At 64.1% G+C, this 22,348-nt stretch carries 14 protein-coding genes; all 14 read right to left on the minus strand.

Translation table 11 applies throughout. From position 1 onward, the window contains the following. Positions 1-10 precede the first annotated feature (10 nt). The 14 genes from xdhA to F8A88_RS02405 all read right to left on the minus strand — a co-directional run bounded on the left by xdhA (position 11) and on the right by F8A88_RS02405 (position 22,344). The gene (xdhA, locus tag F8A88_RS02340; protein WP_151149456.1) at positions 11-2,293 is read right to left on the minus strand and encodes a xanthine dehydrogenase subunit XdhA; all 2,283 of its coding nucleotides are present in this window, start codon (positions 2,291-2,293) and stop codon (positions 11-13) included. Beyond that, positions 2,290-3,144 carry a selenium-dependent molybdenum cofactor biosynthesis protein YqeB gene (gene yqeB, locus F8A88_RS02345; RefSeq protein WP_151149457.1) on the minus strand — a complete coding sequence of 285 codons (855 nt, stop codon included), beginning with the start codon at positions 3,142-3,144 and terminating at the stop codon, positions 2,290-2,292. The genes xdhA and yqeB overlap by 4 nt, the downstream gene beginning before the upstream one ends. 75 nt (positions 3,145-3,219) lie before the next feature. After that, the gene (locus F8A88_RS02350; RefSeq protein WP_151149458.1) at positions 3,220-6,090 is read right to left on the minus strand and encodes a molybdopterin-dependent oxidoreductase Mo/Fe-S-binding subunit; all 2,871 of its coding nucleotides are present in this window, start codon (positions 6,088-6,090) and stop codon (positions 3,220-3,222) included. Between the two features lie 11 nt (positions 6,091-6,101). Then, positions 6,102-6,875, minus strand: coding sequence for an FAD binding domain-containing protein (locus tag F8A88_RS02355; protein WP_151149459.1), 774 nt, complete (start codon positions 6,873-6,875; stop codon positions 6,102-6,104). Between the two features lie 23 nt (positions 6,876-6,898). Further along, on the minus strand, positions 6,899-10,192 hold the full coding sequence (gene ygfK, locus F8A88_RS02360) for a putative selenate reductase subunit YgfK (protein WP_151149460.1): 3,294 nt from the start codon (positions 10,190-10,192) through the stop codon (positions 6,899-6,901). Next, a complete protein-coding gene (gene hydA, locus F8A88_RS02365; RefSeq protein WP_151149461.1) occupies positions 10,189-11,619 on the minus strand; it encodes a dihydropyrimidinase in 1,431 nt (476 codons plus the stop codon). The genes ygfK and hydA overlap by 4 nt, the downstream gene beginning before the upstream one ends. A 31-nt stretch (positions 11,620-11,650) precedes the next feature. Then, positions 11,651-12,934: an amidohydrolase family protein gene (locus F8A88_RS02370; protein WP_151149462.1), complete on the minus strand. Its 1,284-nt coding sequence runs from the start codon at positions 12,932-12,934 to the stop codon at positions 11,651-11,653. 39 nt (positions 12,935-12,973) lie between these two features. Continuing rightward, the gene (xdh, locus tag F8A88_RS02375; RefSeq protein ID WP_151149463.1) at positions 12,974-15,535 is read right to left on the minus strand and encodes a selenium-dependent xanthine dehydrogenase; all 2,562 of its coding nucleotides are present in this window, start codon (positions 15,533-15,535) and stop codon (positions 12,974-12,976) included. Positions 15,536-15,568: 33 nt separating this feature from the next. Beyond that, positions 15,569-16,765, minus strand: coding sequence for a knotted carbamoyltransferase YgeW (gene ygeW / locus F8A88_RS02380; RefSeq protein ID WP_151149464.1), 1,197 nt, complete (start codon positions 16,763-16,765; stop codon positions 15,569-15,571). Positions 16,766-16,783: 18 nt separating this feature from the next. After that, entirely contained in the window at positions 16,784-17,734 is a 951-nt protein-coding gene (arcC, locus tag F8A88_RS02385) for a carbamate kinase (RefSeq protein WP_151149465.1), read from the minus strand. An 18-nt stretch (positions 17,735-17,752) separates the two neighbouring features. Then, complete coding sequence (locus F8A88_RS02390) at positions 17,753-18,961, minus strand: YgeY family selenium metabolism-linked hydrolase (protein WP_151149466.1); 1,209 nt, start codon at positions 18,959-18,961, stop codon at positions 17,753-17,755. A 378-nt stretch (positions 18,962-19,339) separates the two neighbouring features. After that, on the minus strand, positions 19,340-20,953 hold the full coding sequence (locus tag F8A88_RS02395) for a DNA repair protein RecN (RefSeq protein WP_151149467.1): 1,614 nt from the start codon (positions 20,951-20,953) through the stop codon (positions 19,340-19,342). Positions 20,954-21,046: 93 nt separating this feature from the next. After that, the gene (locus F8A88_RS02400) at positions 21,047-21,514 is read right to left on the minus strand and encodes a GNAT family N-acetyltransferase (protein WP_161598312.1); all 468 of its coding nucleotides are present in this window, start codon (positions 21,512-21,514) and stop codon (positions 21,047-21,049) included. Next, complete coding sequence (locus F8A88_RS02405; protein ID WP_151150234.1) at positions 21,511-22,344, minus strand: ABC transporter permease; 834 nt, start codon at positions 22,342-22,344, stop codon at positions 21,511-21,513. Before F8A88_RS02405 ends, F8A88_RS02400 begins: the two co-directional genes overlap by 4 nt. Positions 22,345-22,348: the final 4 nt, after the last annotated feature.

Consider the following 22,348-nt stretch of genomic DNA (forward strand, 5'->3'; position numbering starts at 1 on the left):
GGGCATCTCCTCAGATCAGTCCTGCATCGTGAAAATGAGTGAACAACGCCTTGGGAGACATGGGCATGCGGTTCACGGCCACGCCCGTGGCATCGAGAATGGCGTTGCGGATGGCCGGGCCGGGCGAGATCACGGGCGGTTCGCCAAGGGACTTGTTGCCGTAGGCCCCGGTGGGCTCCGTGGTCTCCACGAACGCGCAGCCGAGGTCCGGCGTGTCCACGCAGGTGGGGATCTTGTAGTCCAGCAGGTTGTTGTTCAGCACGCGGCCGTTTTCCGGGTTCGTGAGCAGCTCCTCGTAGAGCGCCATGCCAACGGCCATGCCCATGCCGCCGTGTACCTGTCCTTCGGCCAGCAGGGGATGGATGATCGTGCCCGCGTCGTGCACGTTGAGAATCTGGTGCACGCGGACCTTGCACATGGGAATGTCCACCTCAAGGTCCACGAAGGTGCAGCCGAACGAGGGCGCGTTGGTGCGGGTCTTGTGCGAGACGTCCGCGGTGAGCTGGCCCCCGCGCTGTTTGTGGTAGTATGCGTCGATGGCCAGTTCCGCGAGGCTGGTGACCACGCGCTCCGGCCGGTTGGCGTTGACCACGTTGCCGTCCACGACGTCCAGCCCTTCGGCGGCCTTGCCGGTCATTTTCCGGGCATGGTCGAGGATGGCGGCCTTGAGCTGCAGGGCGGCCTTTTTGATGGCCGGAGCCACCACGTATGTCTGGCGCGAGGCATAGGCTCCGGTGTCAAAGGGAGCCACGTCCGTGTCCTGCGTGGTGACCACGTGGATTTTGTCGTAGGATACGCCCAGCGTCTCCGCAGCCATCTGCGCAAAGGCCGTGTCCGAACCCTGCCCGATTTCGGTCGCCCCCACCTGCATGTGCACGGAGCCGTCCTGGTTGAGGATCAAACGGCAGCCCGCGATTTCCACGCACACAGGGTAGGTGCCCGAGCCGTAGCTGAAACAGGCCACGCCCAGCCCGCGCCGCACCGGACCCTGCTGGTGGGCAAAGCGGCGTTTCTTTTCGTCCCAGCGGATCAGTTCGCGGCCTTTTTCCAGGCACTCCACCATGCCCGCGCTGCGGATGGGCTTGTTGCTCAGGGGATTGACGTCCAGCTCCCGGGCCACGTTTTTGATGCGGAAATCCACGGAATCCATGCCGATCTCGCGGGCAAGGTCTTCAAGCACGCACTCCAGCCCGAAGATGACCTGCGGCGAACCGTAGGCGCGCATGGCCCCGGCCGCCGGGATGTTGGCATAGTGGGTCAGGGCGGAAAAGCGGATGGCGTTGCGCGGGTAGAGGTTGCAGGATTTTGCGCCCCCGGCCGAGGGGATGGAGTGGCCGTGGGAGGCATAGGCCCCGGTGTTGGAAGTCATGGCGATGTCCACGGCCCTGAGCGTGCCGTCCCTGTCCGCTGCCGCGCGGCAGTCCAGAATCGAGGAATGGCGCGTGCGGGTGCTGGTCATGCACTCCTCGCGGTCCAGCTCCAGCTTGACCGGGCGGCCGTCCAGCTTCGTGGTCAAGAAGGCCACCATGGGTTCGAGCACCACGTCCTGCTTGTTGCCGAACCCGCCGCCGATGTAGGGCTTGATGATGCGCACATTGCCCCACGGCATGTCCAGCGCCTGTCCCACAACGCGGCGGCAGATGTGCGGGATCTGGGTGGAGGTGACCACCACCACGTGCTCGAAGTCGTCCATATAGGCGTAGGCGATGTGGTTTTCCATGTGGCAGTGCTGCACCACGGGTGTGTAATACTGGCCGGAAACCGAGGAGTCCGCTTCACGTATGGCCGTTTCAAGGTCGCCGCCCACCTCGAACTGGTGGGACTTGATCACGTTGCCGCCCTTGTGGATGGCGGGCGCGTTTTCGTCCAGTGCGGAGGCCGCGTCCACGCAGACCGGCAATTCCTCGTATTCCACCAGCACCGCGCGGGCCGCTTCCTTGGCCGCGAGCTTGGTTTCGGCCACCACCACCGCGATCTCGTCGCCGTGGTAGCGCACCTCGCGCGTGAGCAGCAGCCGGTCGGCCACGTCCGTATGGTCCGGGTCCAGCGAATAGGGATGCCCGGCCGTGGCAAAGAGGATGTCCGGCACGTCTTCATAGGTGAAGATGGCTTCCACGCCGTCCATGGCCAAGGCTTTGGAAATGTCGATGTTCGTGACCGTGCCGTGGGCGATGGAGCTACGCACGTAGGCTGCGTGCAGCATGCCGGGCATGGTGAAGTCGTCGGTGTAGCGGGCCTTGCCCGTGACCTTGGCCACGGCGTCCTTGCGGATGGGTGACGAGCCGACTGTCATGATCTGCCTCCCTGTTGTGGGCATACGGCATTGCCGGAAAGGAACCGCGCCAGCACGGCCTCCAGCACGCCGCCGCCGATGGCCAGCGCCTTGTCGGATACCGTGTTGCAGAAGGTGGGGTTGTCGCGCGGGTCGATGTCTCCGAGTTTGAGGCCCGTGCGTGCCGGGGTGTGGGAGCGCAGCAGGCCGCGCAACACGCCGTCTATTTTCGCGTATACGGGTTCGCCGCCCACCGTGGCCACCATGTCGCCCTGTCGCACGCGGTCGCCGATGTCCCTGTCCGTGAGAAATTCGCCGTCGCAGGGTGCGCGCAGCAGCCGCTCGATGGTCTTGCCGCCTATGTTGCCGGGGATGCCGGAGTTGGGCGCGGCCTGCCCCTGCCTGATGACACGGCCCATGTTGTGGCCGCGCTGTGTCTCGATGACCGCGTGGGCGTCCTTTCCCGCTTCGAAGCCCGGGCCCAGCGCAATGACCAGCGGCGCGTCGTCTGTGCTGGTGCCCAGGCGGTTGCGCTTGGCAATGAGCGCGTCCACCACCACGTCCGGCTTGAGTTCCTTGAGCACGGTTCCCTGCGGATCGGCCAGCACGGGCAGCTCTCCCGCGTCCCAGCAGGCCCGGATGCCGGTCATGGCGTCCTCAACGGCGACCAGACGGGCGGTCACGTTTTCCACGCTCACCGTACCGAGGCGCACGGCCTCGGAAAAGGCGGCCTTGCGGCGCACGGTAAGCGGCTCGGGTGTTTCCAGCATGACGATGTTGCGGAATCCGGCGTTGTAGAGGCGCATGATCACGCCCGAGGCTATGTCCCCGGCGCTGCGGATGGCGAAGATGAGGTCGTTGAGTTTCTGCATGATTGTTTCAGCCCGGGTCAACCAAGCACGGCACGGCGCGAACGTCAATGCCGGACAGGGGTATCCCGTTGATTGTTACAATGTTCCCATGGCCCGGAGGATTTTTTCCGGGGTAAAGGGCCAGTCGCGTATCCAGACGCCCACGGCGTCGTGGATGGCCTCGGCAATGGCCGGAGCCGCGCCGTTGGTGGCGATTTCCGATATGGATTTGGCTCCGAAGGGTCCGTGCGGGTCGTCGGTGACCACGAAGTCGGCCCGGAAGTCTTCCGGGATATCCAGCATGCCGGGCGCGCAGTATTCTTCCATGGTCGGATTTTCGGGCGTGCCTGTTTCGTCCAGCACCATTTCTTCCCAGAGCGCGTGGCCCATGGACTTGAGCGCGCCGCCGTAAATCTGCCCGGCGGCCAGTTCCGGGTTGATGGGCGTGCCGCAGTCGTGCAGGGCGTGGTATTTCTGCACCCGCACCTCGCCGGTGCGTTTGTTGACCGCCACCTGCGCGAAGTGCGCGCCGTAGGGGATGGCATGATGCTCGGTGGTGAAGCTGCCCCTGCCCCAGATGGGACCGAGGCCTTCGCCGCTTTCCGCGTCGTGCGCTATCTGGGCCAGTGTCAGTTCGCGGGGACCGCCCGTGACCACGCCCGGATAGTCGAGCCGCAGGTCGTCCACGGAGGTTTCAAGGATGTGCGCGGCCCGCTTGAGCACTTTCTTGTGCAGGTCGCGCGCGGCCAGCATGGCGGCTCCGCCCGAGAAGAACGTGCCGCTGGAGGCATAGGCCCCGGTGTCGAACGGTGTGGCGTCCGTGTCGCCGGAAACCACGGCCACCTTGTCCAGCGGCACCTGCATGGTCTCGGCGGCCATTTTCGCCATGACCGTGTCCAGCCCGGTGCCCAGATCCGCGCCGCCCTGCTGCACCAGCACGGAACCGTCCGAGCACAGGCACACGCGTCCGTTGGCCTGATCCAGTCCGGGCAGGCCCGAACCCTGCTGGATGATGGCGAAACCCTTGCCGATGCACACGTCCGGGTCGTTCGACGTGGCCGGGGTGTCCAACTCCATGCTCTGTGCGCCGCGCTTGAGCGCATCGCCCAGCCCGCAGCTTTCAATGTCCGCGGCAACGCCTTCGCGACCTTCGCCGAGGATGCGCATGAGCTCAAGGCGGCTGCCCTGACGCACGCGGTTCTTTTCGACCACGTCCATGTGCGACATGCCCAGTTCATGGGCCAGTTCGGCAATGGCGGTCTGCAGGGCAAAGGAACCCTGCGGCGCGCCATAGCCCTGATACGCGCCCGTGGGCAGGATATTGGAATAGAAGATGGTCACCGAAAAGGACACGTTGTCGCACAGGAACAGAGGCAGGGACTTGGAGCAGGCGTTCATGGGCACGGTCAGGCAGTGATTGCCGTAGGGACCGGTGTCCGCCTTGGAGTGCATTTCCACGGCCGTGAGCGTGCCGTCCTTTTTGGCGCCCAGCTTGACACGGATGGTCATGGGATGCCTGCTGGAGCAGGCCGTGAATTCCTCGGTGCGGGTGTAATGCGAGTACACGGGCCGGTTGGTCCTGTAGGTGGCCCATGCGCACACGTCTTCCAGCAGGATGTCCTGCTTGGAGCCGTAGCCGCCGCCCACGCGTTCCTTGACCACGCGCACCCGGTTCTGGGGCAGGCCCAGCACCGTGGCCACCAGCCTGCGCACGTGCCACGGCACCTGCGTGCTGGCGTGCACCACCACGCGGTTGTTGTCCATGTGCGTATAGACCACGTGGGTTTCCGGGGGCGTGCAGTAGATTTGTCCGGTCTTGTAGGTCTGTTCCAGCACCACGTCCGCCTGTTCGAATCCGGCTTCGGTATCGCCCAGCCCGCCGGAGATGGAGGCCGCGATGTTCTTGCGCGGGTTGGCACCGATGGGGAACTGGTAGGTGATCTTCCCGTCGCGCGGGTCCGAGTCCCTGTTCATTTCGTCAAGATCGTCGGGTGCGCCCACCACGTATTCCTGCGGGCCGCCGTGCACCAGCGGCGCGCCTTCGCGTTCGGCCTGCTCAATGTTCAGCACCGGCTCCAGCACCTCGTATTCGACCCTGATCCGGTCCATGGCGGCCTGCGCGGCCTCATGGGTTTCGGCCACCACGGCGGCCACGCGGTCGCCCACGTGCCGTACCTTGCGGTTGAACATGCGCCGGTCGTGGGGCGAAGGCTCGGGGAATCCCTGTCCGGCCTGCGTGTAGTTGGTTTCCGGGCAGTTTTCGTGAGTGACGATCAGGTGCACGCCCGGCATTGTTTCGGCTTCGGAGGTGTCGATTTCGGTGATGTAGGCATGGGCATGGGGACTGCGCAGCATGTGCAGCACCAATGCTTCCGGGGCCACGCGGTCTTCCACGAAGGCCTTCATGCCCCCGGCGAGGCCCTGCCCGTCCACGCGGGCGCGGGGTTTGCCCACCTCCCGGTATTCCGGACGGAACGAAGGCGCGGGTTCCATATCCCGGCCCTGTCTGCGGGCAAGGTACAGCTCGATGGCCGTGAAAAACGGTTCATATCCGCAGTCGCGCACGAACAGGCCGGACAGGGCGTCCTGAACCTGTGCGCGGTCCGGTTCGGCCACGCGGTTGAGCAGGTCGTGCAGCAGCAGGGCTGCGGCCGGGCTGTTGTAGCCGTCCTGAACGGCCCCGGAATCCACCAGCGCCCGTTGCAGGTCCGAGAGTTTGCCGGGTTCCGGGCTCAGGGATTCCACAGTGCGGATGTCCCGGCCATGCAGCTGGGCCGCGATGAGCCGTTGCGCGGACATGGGCGTTTGGTCCACGAGGATCACGTCGTTGCCGATGTATCCTGTGCCGTCGTCCCCGGAGCGGACCGAGGGGATGTGCATGACGGTTTGCAGGAACTTCTGGGCGTTCATGCCCGGTTCCACGGTGACGGTGCGGGCAATGCCGTTGAGCGTGAATTGGATGCGCATGATGCTTCTCCCTATGCGTGTTGCCCGATGCAGTGCGCCGCAGCAGCGCCGCACAGGTGGCGGAAATAGTCGTCTGATCCCAGCCAGTGCCCGGTGGGTGCAATCTCGCTGGCCGCCTGTCTGGCGATCTGCTCGGTATCGGCACCCGATGCCAGCAGGGCTTCGGTTTCAGGCAGCCGGGTCAACCCGATGCCCGCGCCCGAAACCGCGATCACGGGATTGTCGCCATCAGTGTCGCGGCCCACGGCCATGTTCATGAGCAGAGGGCCGCGCTGCGAACGGTTTTGACGGAACAGCGCGCAGCGGCGTTTGCCTTGTGCGGGCACGGTCACGGAAAGGATGAGCGCGTCCGAGGTTCCGGAAACGTATTCCTCCACGCTCATTTCGCCCTGGTCCGCGGTCTGCACCGTGGCTTGCAGGGCCATGAGCGCGGCCGCAGTGAACGAGTCGTGTTTGCGCGCGGCAATGTCGCCGCCAACGGTGTGCTGGTTGCGCATGTGGCGGGAGCGCAGGAACCCGGCGGCTTCACGCAGGGCCTGCGGCATGTCCGGGTGGTCGGCCACGGATTGCAGGGTGGCGCACGCGCCGATGATCACGTCGTCGCGCCCGGTGGCGATGCTTTCCAGCCCGAGACCGGCCAGCGAGACCGCGCAGTCGCAGCCCGCCCCGGAGTCCGGGGCGTTGATCTGTGCGCCGCCGCCCATGTAGCAGGCGCGGCCCTGATGCTTGCGGAACAGGTCCACGGCCTGTTCAATGCTTTCCGGTCGGTGGTATTCCCTGATCATGTCGGGTCCTCCGGTTGTGTTGTTCAGAACCGGACCGCAAACGGGGCGCGGTCCGCCAGCAGCGTATGGAGCACCATCATTTCCGAGGCCGGACCGAGGTCGGCTCCGGTGGCTCCGTTCTTGAGTTCCGCCTTGCGGGCCGTGAGGGAATCCTTGGCGAATTCCGCACGGACCCTGTCATCTTCGTAAACGTATGTCTTCCCCTTGTCCTCAAGGGTGCTTTGCCCGTGTTCCCCCTTGCTCCTGAGCAGGGTCGGGGTTTCGAAATGATACCCCTTTTCCGCCTCGGCAAAGCTCTGCGCCGAGAGGTGCAGGCGCGGCTTGTCCCTGTAGGGCGCGCCGCTGGTGGGACAGAACGTGGCGCAGTTGCCGCATTCGTTGCAGTAGTCCGCGATGTTGATCACCTGATAGGCTTGGCGGATGTCGGCCATGCCCAGCGTCCGTATTTCGAGTTGACCGTCATGCGTTTCTGCCCGTTGCAGGGGATATTCCATGGGCATGGTGGGCACGGCCATGTTGGCCCGGTTGGGGCAGACGGTCGTGCAGATGTTGCAGATCAGGTCGCATTGCAGGCAGCGGTTTGCCTCGGCGCGGGCGTCCTCTTCGCTCAGGGTGTCCACGAACAGTTCGAAGTTCAGGCGGTCGCAGGCATCCTTTTCCGGCATGGCCGGGCCATACAGCTTGCGGGCCTGTTTGATGCGCAGGGCGTCGAGGTTCGCGTTGCGGGGAGCGCAGGCGTTCAGGCGGGTGCGCTGTTCCTGCCCGCATTCCCGCATGATGCTTTCGGCCGCGCGCCGTCCGTCGCCGATGGCCTTGATGAGCGAGGACGCGCCACGGGCCGCGTCGCCGCCCGCGAATACCCGATCCATGTCCGTGCGCATGGTTTCCATGTCCACATTCAGGCTGCCGCCGGGCAAGAAGCCCAGTTCCACGCGTTGGCCGATGGCCACGATGACGCTGTCCGTCCCGATACGGTAGTTGGAGCCTTCCACGGGGATGGGGCTGCGGCGGCCGGATTCATCCGGTTCACCCAGTTCCATGCGCACCGCTTCCAGCGCGGTCACGCGGCCGGACTTGGTCTCGATGCGTTCGGGCGCGGCCAGTTCCACGATGTTCACGCCTTCTTCCACGGCTCCGGCGATTTCGTCCGCGTCCGCGGGCATTTGCGCCCGGGTGCGGCGGTAGACGATGCTGACCTCGCCGTCTTTGCCCACGAGCCGCTTGGCCGTGCGCGCCGCGTCCATGGCCGAGTTGCCCGCGCCGATGACCACGACCCTGCTGCCCAGTTCAACGGGCCTGCTGCGCCGGACGTCGCTCAGGAATCCGAGCTGGTCCAGCACGCCTTGGGCTTCCGCGCCCGGCACGTTGAGCCGTACGCCGGTCTGCGCGCCCACGGCCACATACACGAAGTCGTTTTCATTGGTGAGCGTTTCAAAGGCCTTGGCGTCGATGGTTTGGCCCGTGTGCAGGGTCGCGCCCAGCGAGAGAATGAAATCGATGTCCTTTTTCAGGCTGCCGTCGTCCAGCCGGAAGGCGGGGATGCCGTCCGCGGCCATGCCGCCGGGAAAGTCCTTGCTTTCGTATATGGCCACCTCGAAACCTTCCAGCGTCAGGAAATACGCGGCGGCCAGCCCGGTGGGTCCCGCGCCGATCACGGCCACTTTTTTCCCGTTGGCCGAGGCGGGCTGCATGGTCACCTTGCCGTGGCATTTTTCGGCCACAAAGCGTTTGACCTCGCGGATGAGCAGGGTGGAATCGTAATTCATGCGCGTGCACTTGAACTGGCAGAGGTGGTCGCAGACCATGCCCTGCACGTGGGGGAACGGGTTGGTGGCCAGTATGGTGCGGTAGGCTTCCTCATAATCGCCCCGGGCCACGCTATCCAGATAGCGCGGAATGTCCTGCCCGGCCGAGCAGGCCGTGACGCAGGGCGCGCCCGCGCAGTCGAAGGTCGGCAGGTCGCGGCCCGTCTTGATGGAGGTGTAGGGAAATTCCTCCTTGGCGTAGCGGCCGGATTCCAGCACGGCCTCGGCATAGGCGTCCAGATTGGCCATGCGCGCCTGCGCCATGTCCTTTTTGCCCGCCCGGGTCGTGACCAGTTCATCCAGATTCTTCGCGCCCAACTCGGTGCAGGCCGTGCGCGCGGTCTCGGCATACTGGGAAAGGCGTCCGTAGCCGCCCGGCTTGAGCAGGTCCGAGCACACGGTCACGGGCCTGAGTCCGCAGGCCAGCGTGCCCGCGATATTCACGGTGTCCACGCCAGCGGAAAAGGAGATGTTCAGTTGCCCGTCAAATTGCTTTTGCAGGCGTGCGGCAAGGTTGATGCTGATGGGATGCAGGGCGCGGCCCGACATGTAGACCATGCCCTCGTTCTTGGGCAGGTTCTGGTCGATGTTGCTGGTTTCCAGCGTGTTGGTCAGCTTGAGGCCGAACTCCACACCCTTGGCCTGTGCGGCCCCGGTCAGGTTTTTGATGATGCTCACGCCTTGATCGTACTTGAGGTCATGACCGAAGGCCTCGTCCGGCACCGTGATCTCGAAGCCGAGGGTGTCGTTGAGGATTGCCCGCAGCCGGTCCGGGCCGAGCAGGGTGGGGTTCATCTTGATGGTGGTGTGGTAGCCCCGGTCCTCGATGAAATAGCGTCCGATCTTTTCCACCTCGTCCGGCGGGCAGCCGTGCATGGTGGAGACCGTGAGATTGTCCGAGAGCCTTGCCGGGATGTCCAGTTCGCGCACGGCAGGATACAGGGCGGCGATGCTGTCGATCTTGCGGCCAAGCTCCTCGCTACAGTCTTCCATGCGGTCGAAGAACCGCTGCACGCCCGGGCTGAGGATGCCTTCGAGGTTGTAGCCCGCGCTCATGTTGAATATCCAGCCCGGGTTCTGCGGGTCGTATTCGCGGCCCAGCCTGTGGCTGAGCACGTGCATGAGCACGTGGGCGTTCAGGTATTCGTTGAAGGACTGGTCCAGCTTGAGTTCCTGCGACCATTCGCAGTTGTAGCCTTCGTCGGTCATGTCGATGCACGGCTTGGTCACGTCCAGTTCGTCGAGCACCTGAATGGTCTTCAGCTCTATGTAGCGCGCCCCGCACAGCCATGCGGCCACGATGTTCTGGGACATCTGCGTGTGCGGCCCGGCCGCCACGCCCAAAGGCGTTTCCAGCAGCCTGCCGTAGCGCTGCATGCGGAAGGGGTCGGACGTGTCCGGGGTGAGGAACAGGGCCTGGGGAATGCCCAGCGCTTCGCCGTTTTCAAGGTCGTTCAAAATCCATTGGAGCATATGTTCGAGCGATGCGCAGTGGAATCTGTCTGTGGTCATGGTTCCTCCGTGATGCGTTGGTATCCTTGTGATTGCCGCGCGTTTGATCTGTGTATGTCCGGTGTGCGCGGTACATAGTGTCCCATGCCGGGCCGGCCCGTGAATCGGCCCTCCCGCGCCCCGACCTCGCCGCGCAGCAGCACGGCGCGCGGCCAGCCCGGGACCTCCATGCCCGCAAAGGGCGTGTAGTCCGCCGGATGGGCCAGAGCTTCGGGCGAAATCGTTCTGGGGGCGTGGGGATCGAAAATGACGATGTCCGCGTCCGCGCCCGGGGCGATGTCGCCCTTGGCCGGGGCAAGGCCCATGATGCGTGCCGGGGCGGTGCTGATCAGCTCCACAAAGCGGTTCATGGTCAGGCGGTTCTTTGCCACGCCTTCGGACCAGAGCAGGGGCAGGCGCGTTTCCGCACCGGGAATGCCGCCCGGGCAGTCGAATACGTTGTTGCCGCCGCGTTCGATTTTCTGTTGCAGGCTGAAGCAGCAATGGTCCGTGGCCACGGTGTCGATGGTGCCGTCGGCGAGCCCCTGCCACAGGGCCTCGCGGTCCTCGGGCGTTCGCAGGGGCGGGGACATGACGTATTGCAGGGCCTCGCTGCCGGGCCGTTCGTATCGTTCGTCCGTGAGCAGCAGGTAGTGCGGGCAGGTCTCCGCATACACGGGCAGGCCCTCGGCCTTGGCCGCGCGCACGTGTTCCAGCCCGGCTTTTGTGGAAAGGTGTACGATGTACAGGGGCGCGTTGCCCGCGGCTTTTGCAAGCGCGATGAGCCGCTGCACGGCTTCGGCCTCGCACCAGCCCGGCCTGCTGGCCGGATGCGCCGGGGGCGTTGTTTCGCCCTTGGCGCGCAGGTCGGCGGTCAGTTGGGTTATGGCCGCATGGTTTTCCGCGTGCACGGTCACCAGCCCGTTTTCGCGGCCCATGGCCGCAAGCACCGTGGCCAGTTGGTCGTCGTTCAGCCTGCCCGCGTAGGTGGTGTAGACCTTGACGCTGGGCACGCCGCCGTGAACGAGGGTGGCGAGGTCTTCCGGCGTGTTTTCGTCCACGCGGGAGACAACGCCGTGTACGCCGAAGTCGGTGGCGGCCCGGTTCAGGGCATGGGTACGGGTATCGGCCAGCGGAGTGAACAGGGAGCCGTCTTCGGCGAATCCGGGGTGCTCCACGATGGTCGTGGTGCCGCCGCACAGGGCGGACATGGTGCCGGATTCGAAGCCGTCCGAGACCTTGAGGCCGTTCACGGTCAGGTCGAAATGGGTGTGCACGTCCACGCCGCCGGGCAGCACATAGCAGCCCGTGGCGTCCATGACCTGTGCGTCGTCGGCGTTCAGGTTCGGGCCGACCTCGATGATGCGGCCGTTTTCCACGCGCACGTCCGCCCGGGTGGTCCGCGTGGCCGTGACCACGGTTCCTCCGGTAATGACCAGTGCGCTCATGCGTTTCTCCCTGCGTTGCCGTTTTGTTGCGTTAATCTTCGGTCAGCCTGTTCCAGAGCCGGAAGCCCTGCTCGCGGGCAAAGGCCAGTATTTCCTGTTCGTCCACCAGCGTGGAGCGGCGGTCTTCCACGATGACCCGCCCCTGCGCAATGACCGTGTTCACGTGGGCGGCTTCCAGCCCGAAGATGAAGTGGCCGAGGAAATTGTCGTCCGTGATTTCGGTGGGGGAATCATAGTCGAGGATCACGAGATTGTTGGGCCCGTCGCCGATGCCCTTGAACTGGGAAAGGTAGCGGTGCACGTTGCGGAAGCGGCGGTATACCTCGTCGTAGCCGATGCCCTCGGTGCCCGTGCAGACCAGATGGTGCGCCTTGGCGCTGCGGATCATGTCGTTGTGCATGCCGTCCGTGCCGAGCATGACATTTTGCAGCCAGCCGTAGCCGGTCAGGCCCACGTTGTTGTTCTGGTTGGATTCCACGTTGGAGACCACCCATGCCGGGGATTCGGCCACGATGGCCCGTTCCTCGTCCGTGAAATGCACGCAATGGCCGAGGATGGTCTTGGGGCTTTTCAGCACGCCGAAGTCGCGCAGCCGCTCGGCCACGCGTTTGTTGTAGGTGGCTTCGCAGTGGTTCTCGTCGGCCGCGTCTTCGGCCACGTGGATGTGGATGCCGGTTTCATGCTTGTCGGCAAGGTCCACGGAGGCGGCCAGCAGGTCGTCGTTCACGGTGAACGAGGCATGCAGTCCCACGAGTCCGTGGCGGCCCGAGGACAGGTATGCGTCGTGTTCGGCAAGGCTCTTTTCCGCGATATCCTGTCCGTCGCGGTTGGATGACTCGTGGCAGAGCAGGTGGCCGATGCCCACGCGTTCGAATGCCCGGGCAACGGTTTCGAGGCTGCCTTCCACGGCAAAGGGTGAGGCATGGTGGTCGATGCAGAAGGTCACGCCGCGCCGGGCCATTTGCAGGGCCGCCGCCAGTGCGCTGGCCTCGACCATGTCGCGGTCCAGCCGCTTGTCCACGCGCCACCACACATATTGCAGCACTTCGGGAAAGTTGGAAGGGATCACGGGCGGTGCGGGCATGCCCCGGCACAGGGCCGAATAGATGTGATGATGGCCGCAGCCGAACGAGCGGGTCACGAAGCGGTTTTTGCAGTCCATGACGCGGTCTTCAGGCTGGCGTTCGTCTTCGTTGGGAATGTCGTTGATCAGCGCGATGGCCCCTTCGGGTCCCGGTTCCACGGCAAGGGTGGTGGAGCGGACCTTGAGGGTCTCGGAGTCTATGTACCGGGCGTTTTTCAAGTACAGGGTCATGGGAGCCTCCCTGGCTGTGCCGGTTTGTGCCCGCAGGCGTTATGATTTCGTCTTCGGTTGTTCCAGCGGCAGGGTGCATCGACGCCTGCCGTCATAATGGCTGAATGCGTTGGCAATGGCCGGGGCCGTGGCGATGCAGCCGATCTCGCCCACGCCCTTTGCCCCGTAGGGGCCTTCCGGGTCATTGCTTTCCACGCCAATGACCTCGATCTTCGGCAGTTTGTGGATTTTGGGGATGCCGAGGCGCATGTATTTTTCCGAGGTCAGGCGCCCCTTTTCCTGCGGCACGCTTTCATAGAGCGCGTATCCCACGCCCATGGCCACGCCGCCTTCGATCTGCCCCTGAAAGAGCTTGGGATTCATGATTCGCCCGGCGTCGTGGGCCGCGATGACCCGTTCCAGCCGCCCCGCATCGTCCAGCAGGGCGAGGTTGACCGCGAATCCGTAGGAAATATGGCTGATGATCTTGCCGGGCTCGCCCTCGGCGTCGGTGTAGTCGCAGATGAATTCGCCTTCGTAGCGGTTGCCCGCAAGCTCCCTGAGGCTGGCGTTTTTCAGGTCTTCGCGCAGTCCTTTGGCGGCCTCGATGACCGCGCGGCCGAGCATGAGCGTGCCCCGGCTGGCCGTTGTGGGGCCGCCTATGGCCTCGGAGGCGGTGGTCACCCGGGGGTGGATGACCACGGAAGCGTCCAGCCCGGCGGCCTCGCGCAGTACCTGCATGGCTATGGTGTGCACGCCCTGTCCCATTTCGGTCCAGCCGTGGTCCAGCGTGATGGAGCCGTCCCCGTTGATTTCGAGGAAGGTGCGGCTTTCCTCCACCAGCCCGTTGCCCATGCCGCAGTTCTTGATGGCGCAGGCCAGCCCGGCGTGTTCGGACGCCTCGAATTCGCGGCGCACGGATTCAAGGCACTGGCGCAGGCCCACGCCCTTGCCCAGTACCTGTCCGGTGGCCACCATGCGGCCTTCGTCCAGCGCGTTGTCAAAGCGGAATTGCCAGCGGTCGAACCCGCCCTTGGCGCACAGTTCGTCCACAAGGCCTTCCACGGCAAAGGTGACCTGATTGACCCCGAAGCCGCGCATGGCGCCGCAGGGGATGTTGTTGGTGTATACGGCCCGGGCCTCGATATCCACGTCCGTGAAATGATATGCGCCGGAAGCGTGCGTGGCCGCGCGGGCCATGACCGGGCCGCCCACGGACGCATAGGCTCCGGTGTCGCCGAGGATGCGGGCGTACAGGCCGGTGAGCATGCCGGATTCGTCGCAGCCGATTTCGTATTCCATGATGGCCGGATGCCGCTTGGGGTGCATGCGCATGGATTCGGGCCGGGAGAGCTTGACCTTGACCGGCCGTTGCAGGTGGTAGGAAAAGAGCGCGGCATGACCTTGGGCGGTCATGTCCTCCTTGCCGCCGAACGCGCCTCCGCAGTCCACCAGCACCACTTCCACGTCCTGTTCCGGCAGGCCCAGCATTCCGGCTATTTCGTGGCGCTCGCGGTATGGTCCCTGACTCTGGGAGTAGGTGCGCACTCCGCGTTCGGTGGGTTCGGCCACGCAGCATTCGGTTTCCAGAAAGCCGTGGTCGATGGCCTGCGTCTCAAAGGAGCCTTTGGCCGTGTACGCGGATTCGTCCAGCACCGTGCGGATGTCGCGGCCGCGTTTGACCTGCTTGTTGATGAGCAGGTTGCCGTCCTCGTGGATTCTGATGGGGCTGTTTTCGGCCTCGCGCATGTCCGTGAGCGGTTCCAGTACCTCGTATTCCACGTCGATGAGCGCGACGGCGGCCCGGGCCTGCGCCTCGGTTTCGGCCACAACTCCGGCCAGCACGTCCCCGATGCAGCGGGTGGTCTCGCCCACGGCCGCCATCAGGGGCCAGTCCAGAATAAGCAGGCCCACGTTGCGGTTGCCGGGGATGTCCCCGGCCGTGAATATGCGGATCACGCCCGGGGCCTTTTCGGCCCTGCTCAGGTCCATGGAAAGAATCCGGGCGCGGGGATGGTCGGAAAAGCGCAACGCGCCGTGGACCATGTTGTCGAGCCGCAGGTCGTCCACAAAGGGCTTCTGGCCCAGCGCGCGCTCCACGGCCATGTATTTGGGGCTGCTCACGCCGATGCCGGGCGCGGATTCGAATTCGATTTCCCGGTCCTCGCGCAGGGCGGCCGCCGCTTCGAGCACCGCGTCCACGATCTTGACGTAGCCGGTGCAGCGGCACAGGTGCGGGCGCACGGCCTTTGTCACTTGCTCGCGGGTGGGGTCCGGGTTGGAATCCAGCAGTATCTTGGTGCGGGTCAGGAACCCCGGGGTGCAGAATCCGCATTGGACCGCGCCCTTGGCCACAAACGCGCGGCCAAGGGTACGGCGAAGTTTTTCCGGGAATCCGTCAAGGGTCACCACCTGCGCGTTTTCCAGCTTGCGCATGGGCGTTGAACAGGACAGGGCGGCCTTGCCGTCCACTTCCACGAGGCACGCGCCGCACGCGGCCTGCCCCGAGCAGCCGTCCTTGACCGAGGTGACGTTCATGTCGTTCCTCAGCCATGAGAGCAGCGAAGTTTCCGGGTCGCCGTGGTATTCGGCGGGTTGTCCGTTCAGGGTGAGCCGTATCAAGATTCCTCCTCGATATTCCGGTGCGTGCGCGGGTTAGCGCATGCGGGGTTTTTCTTCTTCCAGCAGGCGGTACAGGGTGTCCGCCGGGCTCTTCATCTTGGACAGGAAGATCATGGCCGCGATGATGTACGGCTTGTAGCTGGCCTGCTTGTATTGGGGCACGCGGTAGCGGTCGAAGACCGAAGCCTCCACCTCGCCGTGTTCGCAGGAGACGCCGGAGATGTCCGCGGGCAGGCAGTGCATGTACAGGCCGGAGCCGTTGTATGTGGTCTGCATGAGTTTTTCCGTGCATTCCCAGTCCATGTGGCTCTTGTTCTGTTCCAGCAGCTTCTTTTCCAGCGCGTCGATGCCGTCCCAGTCGCCCTGACCATAGAGGTCGGTGCGTTCCTGCATGGCAGCAAAGGGCGCCCAGCTTTTGGGATAGACGATGTCCGCGTCCGCAAAGGCGTCTTCCATGGAATTGGATTGCACAAAGGAACCGCCGGATTCGACCGCGTTGCGCTCGGCCACTTCCAGCACTTCGGGCATGACTTCATAGCCTTCGGGGTGGGCAAGGTGCACTTCCATTCCAAAGCGTGTCATCAGCCCGATGACACCCTGGGGCACGGAAAGGGGCTTGCCGTAGGACGGGGAATAGGCCCAGGTCATGGCGATCTTGCGACCGCGCAGGTTTTCCACGCCGCCGAAATGGTTGATCAGGTGCAGGGTGTCGGCCATGGTCTGGGTGGGGTGGTCGATGTCGCACTGCAGGTTGACCAGTGTGGGCCGCTGCTCCAGCACGCCTTCGGCATGGCCCTGCTGCACGGATTCCGAGACCTCGTGCATGTAGGCGTTGCCCTTGCCGATGAACATGTCGTCGCGGATGCCGATTACGTCCGCCATGAATGAGACCATGTTGGCGGTTTCGCGCACGGTTTCGCCGTGGGCGATCTGGGATTTGCCTTCGTCGAGGTCCTGCACTTCCAGCCCCAGCAGGTTGCATGCGCTGGAAAAGCTGAACCGGGTGCGGGTGGAGTTGTCGCGGAAGATGGAGATTCCCAGCCCGCTGTCGAACACCTTGGTGGAGATGTTCTGCTCGCGCAGGCCGCGCAGAATGTCGGCCACGGCAAAAGTGGCCGCGATTTCGTCATCGCTTTTTTCCCAGGTCAGGAAAAAGTCGTTGGCGAACATGTTTTTGTAGTCCAGCCGGGCCAGGTCCTTGATCATTTCGCGGATACCGCATTTGTCCATTGTTTTTTCTCCTGAAAATTAGGGCACTATGTGCGTTCCGGCGCCATCGTTGATGGCCTTGCCGATGGTTTGGGGGTCGGTGATGATGACTTTTTCGCCGCCCGCGCGGATGAAGTCCAGCGCAGCCTGCACCTTGGGAGCCATGCTGCCGGGGGCAAAGTGTCCTTGGTCCAGATATGCCTGCATTTCGTCCACGCTCACGGTTCCGAGATTCTTCTGTTCCGGGGTGCCGAAGTTCAGGGCCACACTCGGAACGGCCGTGGATATGACCAGCAGCGGCGCGCCCAGCTTCGTGGCCAGCAGGCCTGTGGCAAGGTCCTTGTCGATGACCGCGTCCACGCCCAGCAGTCCCTGGTCCGTGTCGATGACCGGGATGCCGCCGCCCCCGGCCGTGACCACGTGGAAACCGTCTTTCAGCAGCGTCCGCACCGCCGGGGTTTCCACGATGTCCACGGGTTTGGGCGATGGTACCACGCGGCGGAATCCACGGCCAGAATCTTCCTTGAGAATCCAGTCCGGGTGCAGCTTCTTGAGCTCGTCCACTTCCGCGGCCTCGTAGAATTCGCCCACGGGCTTGCTCGGGTCGGCAAAGCCGGGGTCGGCCGGGTCCACCGTGACCTGCGTGACCACGGTGGCGGTTTGGCCGTCCAGTCCCCGGCGGCGCAGTTCGTTGGCCAGCGCCTGCTGGATCTGGTAGCCGATGGCGCCCTGCGTGTCCGCCACGCAGGATACCAGCGGGACCATGTGCAGGCCCGCATACTGGCGCGCCAGCTCGGACCGGAGCATGATGAATCCCACCTGCGGTCCGTTGCCGTGGGTGATGACCACCTGATACCCGGCCGCGATGAGTTCCGCTATGTGGCGGACCGTTTCGGTGACCGCTTCATACTGGTCCTCCACGGACTTGCGGCTGGGGTCGCGTATCAGGGAGTTGCCGCCCATGGCGACCACTGCGAGTTTGCGGGCCATTGACCAACGCCTCCGGGCTTAGTTGTTTTCCACGTACACGGTGGGCAGGGCGGCATATACGGCCGCACAGCGCACCAGATCGGCTTTCCACGTCTTTTCGTTGGGCGCGTGGGCCTGAGCCTCGGCCCCGGGTCCGAAGCCAACGGTGGGGATGTCGAACATGCCGGTGATGGAGACGCCGTTGGTGGAAAATGTCCATTTGTCGATGCGCGGGGCCTTGTCGAACAGGGAACGGTACGATTCGGCCATGGCCTGCACCGCGGGATGGTCTTCGGCCACTACCCAGGACGGGAAATAGCAGTCCGTGGGATAGACGAGGCCGGTGTAGGCCGGGGTGTCGTAGGTGTACATGGAGACTTCGGCCTTGGCCTCGCGGGCGGCGGGCAGGTCGCGGATCTGGCTCAGGGCCAGTTCCTTGTCTTCCCCGGCGGTCAGGCGACGGTCGATGGAAATGGAGCAGCCGTCGGCCACGGCACAGCGCGAGGGCGAGGTGTAGAAAATTTCGGAAACGGTCAGGGAACCCTTGCCGAGGAACTCGTCGTCCTTGAGGCGGGTATGCAGTTCTTCCAACTCGGCCAGTATTTTGCCCATGCGGAAAATGGCGTTGTCGCCGCGTTCCGGTGCCGAGCCGTGGGAGGAAACGCCCTTGACGTCCACGCGGATTTCCATGCGGCCGCGCTGGCCGCGATAGATGCCGCCGTCCGTGGGCTCGGTGGAAACCACGAATTCGGGCTTCAGGCCCAGTTCGCGCACGATGTACTGCCAGCACAGGCCGTCGCAGTCCTCTTCCTGTACAGAACCGACCATGACCACGGTGTAGTCCTTGTCCAGCCCGAGGTCCTTGATGATCTTGGCCGCGTAGACCATGGAGGCCATGCCGCCCTCCTGATCGGATGCGCCGCGTCCGCCGATGCATTCGTCGTTTTCGTAGCCTTCGTAGGGATCGAATTCCCAGTTGTCGCGCTGGCCGATGCCCACGGTGTCCACATGCGCGTCAAAGGCGATGAGCCGTTCGCCCGTGCCGAGGTAGCCGAGGATGTTGCCCATGGGGTCGATCTCGACCTTGTCGAAGCCGACCGTTTCCATTTCCTGCTTGATGCGCAGCACAACGTCCTTTTCCTGGCAGCTTTCGCTGGGAATGCGGATCATGTCGCGCAGAAACGCGGTCATGTCCGGTTCGTATTGTCTGGCAAGTTCGTTGATTTTTTCGAAATCCAGTGCACTCATGGCGAAAATCTCCTTGTTCTATTGGCGTGCGGGGAACCGCATTGTGTGGTCGCTTGTTGCGGCGGGCGATACCGCCGATGTATATTCGGACCCTAAATAGCAGATATAGCAAAGACAAGGCCAATATGCGAAATGGGGTGGATTTGGTGCTTTGGTATGGCTTAACAGACCGATTTTATAAGGACTTATTTGTTTGTTGCCAAAAGCGTAAGATTATCAAAATGATTATTCTATCATAGTGATAATGTGATTTGCGGTATGAGGGAGGGAACGGCCCTTGCGGACCGGGCTACCGCACGGGCGCAACCGTGCGTGTCTCTCTCATTTTGAGAGATGGGGTGTGGTGTGCAAGCGGCAGTGTGATGCGCGGGGGCTGGGCTATCTGTCGAGCAGGCTTGCGGCCAGCGCGTCGCCCTGTTGACCGCCGCCGCCCATGCGGGCCAGTTCCTCGCGTATCTGGTCCTGATCCAGCCTTGTGCAACGGGTGAAGGTCTCGTTGCCTTCCACTTCCTTGACGATGGAAAAATGCCGTTCGGCCCGGCCCGCAAGCTGGGGCCAGTGGGTGATGAGCAGCATCTGCTGGCGGTCGGCCAGCTCCCGGAGCTTGGCGGCCACGCTGTTCAGGGTCAGGCCGCCGATGCCCGCGTCCACTTCGTCGAAGATCAGGGTGGGCAGGTGCTCGCCGCCCTGTCCGCGCCGCAGGCTGACCAGTGCCAGCAAAAAGCGCGAAAGCTCGCCGCCCGAGGCGATCTTGTCCAGCGGCTGCGGGGGCTGGCCCGGGTTGGGAACCCACATGAGCCGGCCCTTGTAGTCCGTGACGCCCGGATGGATCTCCACGGGCCTGAATTCGTATTCCACGCGCACGTGTTCGGAAAAACCGAGGTCGGTCAACTCGGCCTCGATGTGCAGGCAGAGTTCTCGGGCCGCCTTCTTGCGGGCCTTGTTCAGGGCGTCCAGCGCTTCGGAAAGGGTGCGGCAGACTTCGGATTCCCGTTTTTGCAGGCGTTTGCGGTCCAGCGAACAGGCATCCAGAAAGGAAAGATCGTCGCAGATCTGCTGGAAATGGGCCGCAATGTCCCCGAGTCCGCGCCCGAGCTTGCGCTTGAGCTGGGATATCTTGAACAGGCGGCTTTCGATGTCGTCCAGCGTCATGTCGCTGTCGTCTTCCTCAATGTCTTCGGGGTCGCGCCGGAGCCGGGATTCCAGCTCGTGCAGGCGCAGGCGGAATTCCTCCACGGCTGCTCGGTCGTCCTCGAAATCCGGGTAGAGCCGGGCGATGATGTCCATTTCACGCGAGAGCAGGGAGAGCACATCGATGAGATTGGTGTCGCCGTGGATGCAGTCCAGCGCCTTGCGCAGGCATTCTCCGGCGCGTTCGCGGTCCTTGAGCATGCCCTTGCGCTCTTCCAGCGCGTCTTCTTCGCCCGGGACGGGGTTGACCTGCTCGATTTCCCGCTTCTGGAATTCGAGGAATTCGCGCTGTTTGGCAATGTCTTCGCATTTTCTGTCGAGAGCCTCGATCTGCTCCAGTACCGAGCGCAGTTCGGCCATGGCCGCGTCGCGCGCGTCCAGCAGGGAGGAATCCGGCAGGAAGGTATCGAGAATTTCGGACTGAAAGGCCGGGGAGAGCAGCTTTTGCTGGCCGTGCTGGCTGGTGTGGATGATGAGCTTGGGCCGCAGTTCCTTGACCGCGTCCTGCGAGCTGAGTTTGTCGTTGATGAATACGCGGCTGCGCCCGGTTTCCGCGGAGAGCTCGCGGCGGATGATGCAGTCGCCTTCCGGCAGCACGAACAGGGCTTCCACAACGGCCTTTTCCGCGCCGGGGCGCACCAGCTTGCGGTCCATGCGCTGGCCCATGATGAAGTCCACGGCGCGCATGATGAACGATTTCCCTGCCCCGGTCTCGCCGGTCAGGGTGTTCATGCCCGAAGAAAATTCGAGTTCCGCGTCCTCGATCAGGGCGAGGTTTCGTATCCGCAGCAGTTCCAGCATGGTGTGTCCTTGGTGGTCGGAAAAATCGGGCGCGCCCATGCGCGGCCTGAATCGTTATACACGAATGAAAGCCCGGGTAAAAGTCCCGTTTGTTCAGCCCGCAAGGCGTTTGACCTTGTGGCAGACGATGTCGTCGGGCACGCGGTCCGAGGCCTCGGTGCGGTGCACGGCAAAGCCCCGCTTGCGGTAGAATTCGCGGGCCTGCGTGTTGCGGCCATAGGTGCACAGGGTCAGGGTGTCGAACCCGCGTTGCGCGGCCATTTTTTCCGCATGGTCGAGCAGGGCCGAGGCCGCGCCTTTTTTTTGGTGGTCCGGATGGGTCCACAGTTCGGCCACGTAATTATCCGTGAGCTGCATGACCGCGCCGGGCTGGCCGTCCACCTCGGCGATGAAACATTCGTCCCATTTCTTGCGGGCCAGTTTGCCGATGACGTCGCTTTCCAGCACGCCCCGCACATAGGATTCGGGCATGAACGTGGCGTAGCTGGCCATGAACGACGCGTGCCAGACCGCTTCCAGAAGCCGGCTGTCCTGTTCCCTGGCCGGGCGGACCGTGATCACTGTTTCAGCCTCGGGTCCAGAATGTCGCGCAGGGATTCGCCCAGCAGGTTGTAGCCCAGCACGGTGAGCAGGATGGCCATGCCCGGAAAGACCGAGAGCCACCATGCCACGCCCAGCACTTCCTTGCCTTCTGTGAGCATGTTGCCCCAGCTGGCGTCCGGCGGCTGCACGCCCAGCCCCAGAAACGAGAGGGACGATTCCACGAGTATGGCCCCGGCCACGCCCAGCGTTGCCGAAACCAGCACCGGGGCAACGGCGTTGGGCAGGATGTGGTGGAAGATGATGCGCGTTGGTCCGGCCCCGGCCGCCAACGCGGCCTGCACGAAATCGCGCTCGCGCAGGCTGAGGGTTTCCGCGCGCACCAGCCGGGCCACGCCCATCCACGAGGTCAGCCCGATGACGATCATGATGTTGGTCAGGCTCGGCTCCAGAAAGGCGATCACTGCAAGGATCAGGAAAAACGAGGGGAAACAGAGCATCACGTCCACGCCGCGCATGATGATTTCATCCACCACCCGGCCGAAATAGCCGGACACCAGCCCGAGCACCAGCCCGATGGCCGAGGATATGCCCACGGCCACGAAGCCCACCCACAGCGAGACCCGGCCGCCGTAGAGCACGCGGGTGAAGACGTCGCGCCCCAGTGCGTCCGTGCCCATGAGATGCGCGGTGCTGGGCGGCTGGAGCAGCGCGTCCACGTCCAGCGCGGACGGGGAATAGGGCGTGAGCCACGGGGCGAAGATCGACGCCAGCGAGATGACTCCCACCAGCAGCACCCCGAGGATGAGCAGGGCGTTGCGCGAAATGAACGAGGGGCGTTTGAATTTCATGATG

The sequence above is a fragment of the Pseudodesulfovibrio senegalensis genome (assembly GCF_008830225.1).
In the GTDB taxonomy this organism is placed as follows: domain Bacteria; phylum Desulfobacterota; class Desulfovibrionia; order Desulfovibrionales; family Desulfovibrionaceae; genus Pseudodesulfovibrio; species Pseudodesulfovibrio senegalensis.

Excerpts from the sequence above, each read along its gene's own strand:
- xdhA (WP_151149456.1), bottom strand. The coding sequence starts at position 2,293 with ATGACAGTCGGCTCGTCACCCATCCGCAAGGACGCCGTGGCCAAGGTC.
- yqeB (WP_151149457.1), bottom strand. The coding sequence starts at position 3,144 with ATGCAGAAACTCAACGACCTCATCTTCGCCATCCGCAGCGCCGGGGAC.
- F8A88_RS02350 (WP_151149458.1), bottom strand. The coding sequence starts at position 6,090 with ATGCGCATCCAATTCACGCTCAACGGCATTGCCCGCACCGTCACCGTG.
- F8A88_RS02355 (WP_151149459.1), bottom strand. The coding sequence starts at position 6,875 with ATGATCAGGGAATACCACCGACCGGAAAGCATTGAACAGGCCGTGGAC.
- ygfK (WP_151149460.1), bottom strand. The coding sequence starts at position 10,192 with ATGACCACAGACAGATTCCACTGCGCATCGCTCGAACATATGCTCCAA.
- hydA (WP_151149461.1), bottom strand. The coding sequence starts at position 11,619 with ATGAGCGCACTGGTCATTACCGGAGGAACCGTGGTCACGGCCACGCGG.
- F8A88_RS02370 (WP_151149462.1), bottom strand. The coding sequence starts at position 12,934 with ATGACCCTGTACTTGAAAAACGCCCGGTACATAGACTCCGAGACCCTC.
- ygeW (WP_151149464.1), bottom strand. The coding sequence starts at position 16,765 with ATGGACAAATGCGGTATCCGCGAAATGATCAAGGACCTGGCCCGGCTG.
- arcC (WP_151149465.1), bottom strand. The coding sequence starts at position 17,734 with ATGGCCCGCAAACTCGCAGTGGTCGCCATGGGCGGCAACTCCCTGATA.
- F8A88_RS02390 (WP_151149466.1), bottom strand. The coding sequence starts at position 18,961 with ATGAGTGCACTGGATTTCGAAAAAATCAACGAACTTGCCAGACAATAC.
- F8A88_RS02395 (WP_151149467.1), bottom strand. The coding sequence starts at position 20,953 with ATGCTGGAACTGCTGCGGATACGAAACCTCGCCCTGATCGAGGACGCG.
- F8A88_RS02405 (WP_151150234.1), bottom strand. The coding sequence starts at position 22,344 with ATGAAATTCAAACGCCCCTCGTTCATTTCGCGCAACGCCCTGCTCATC.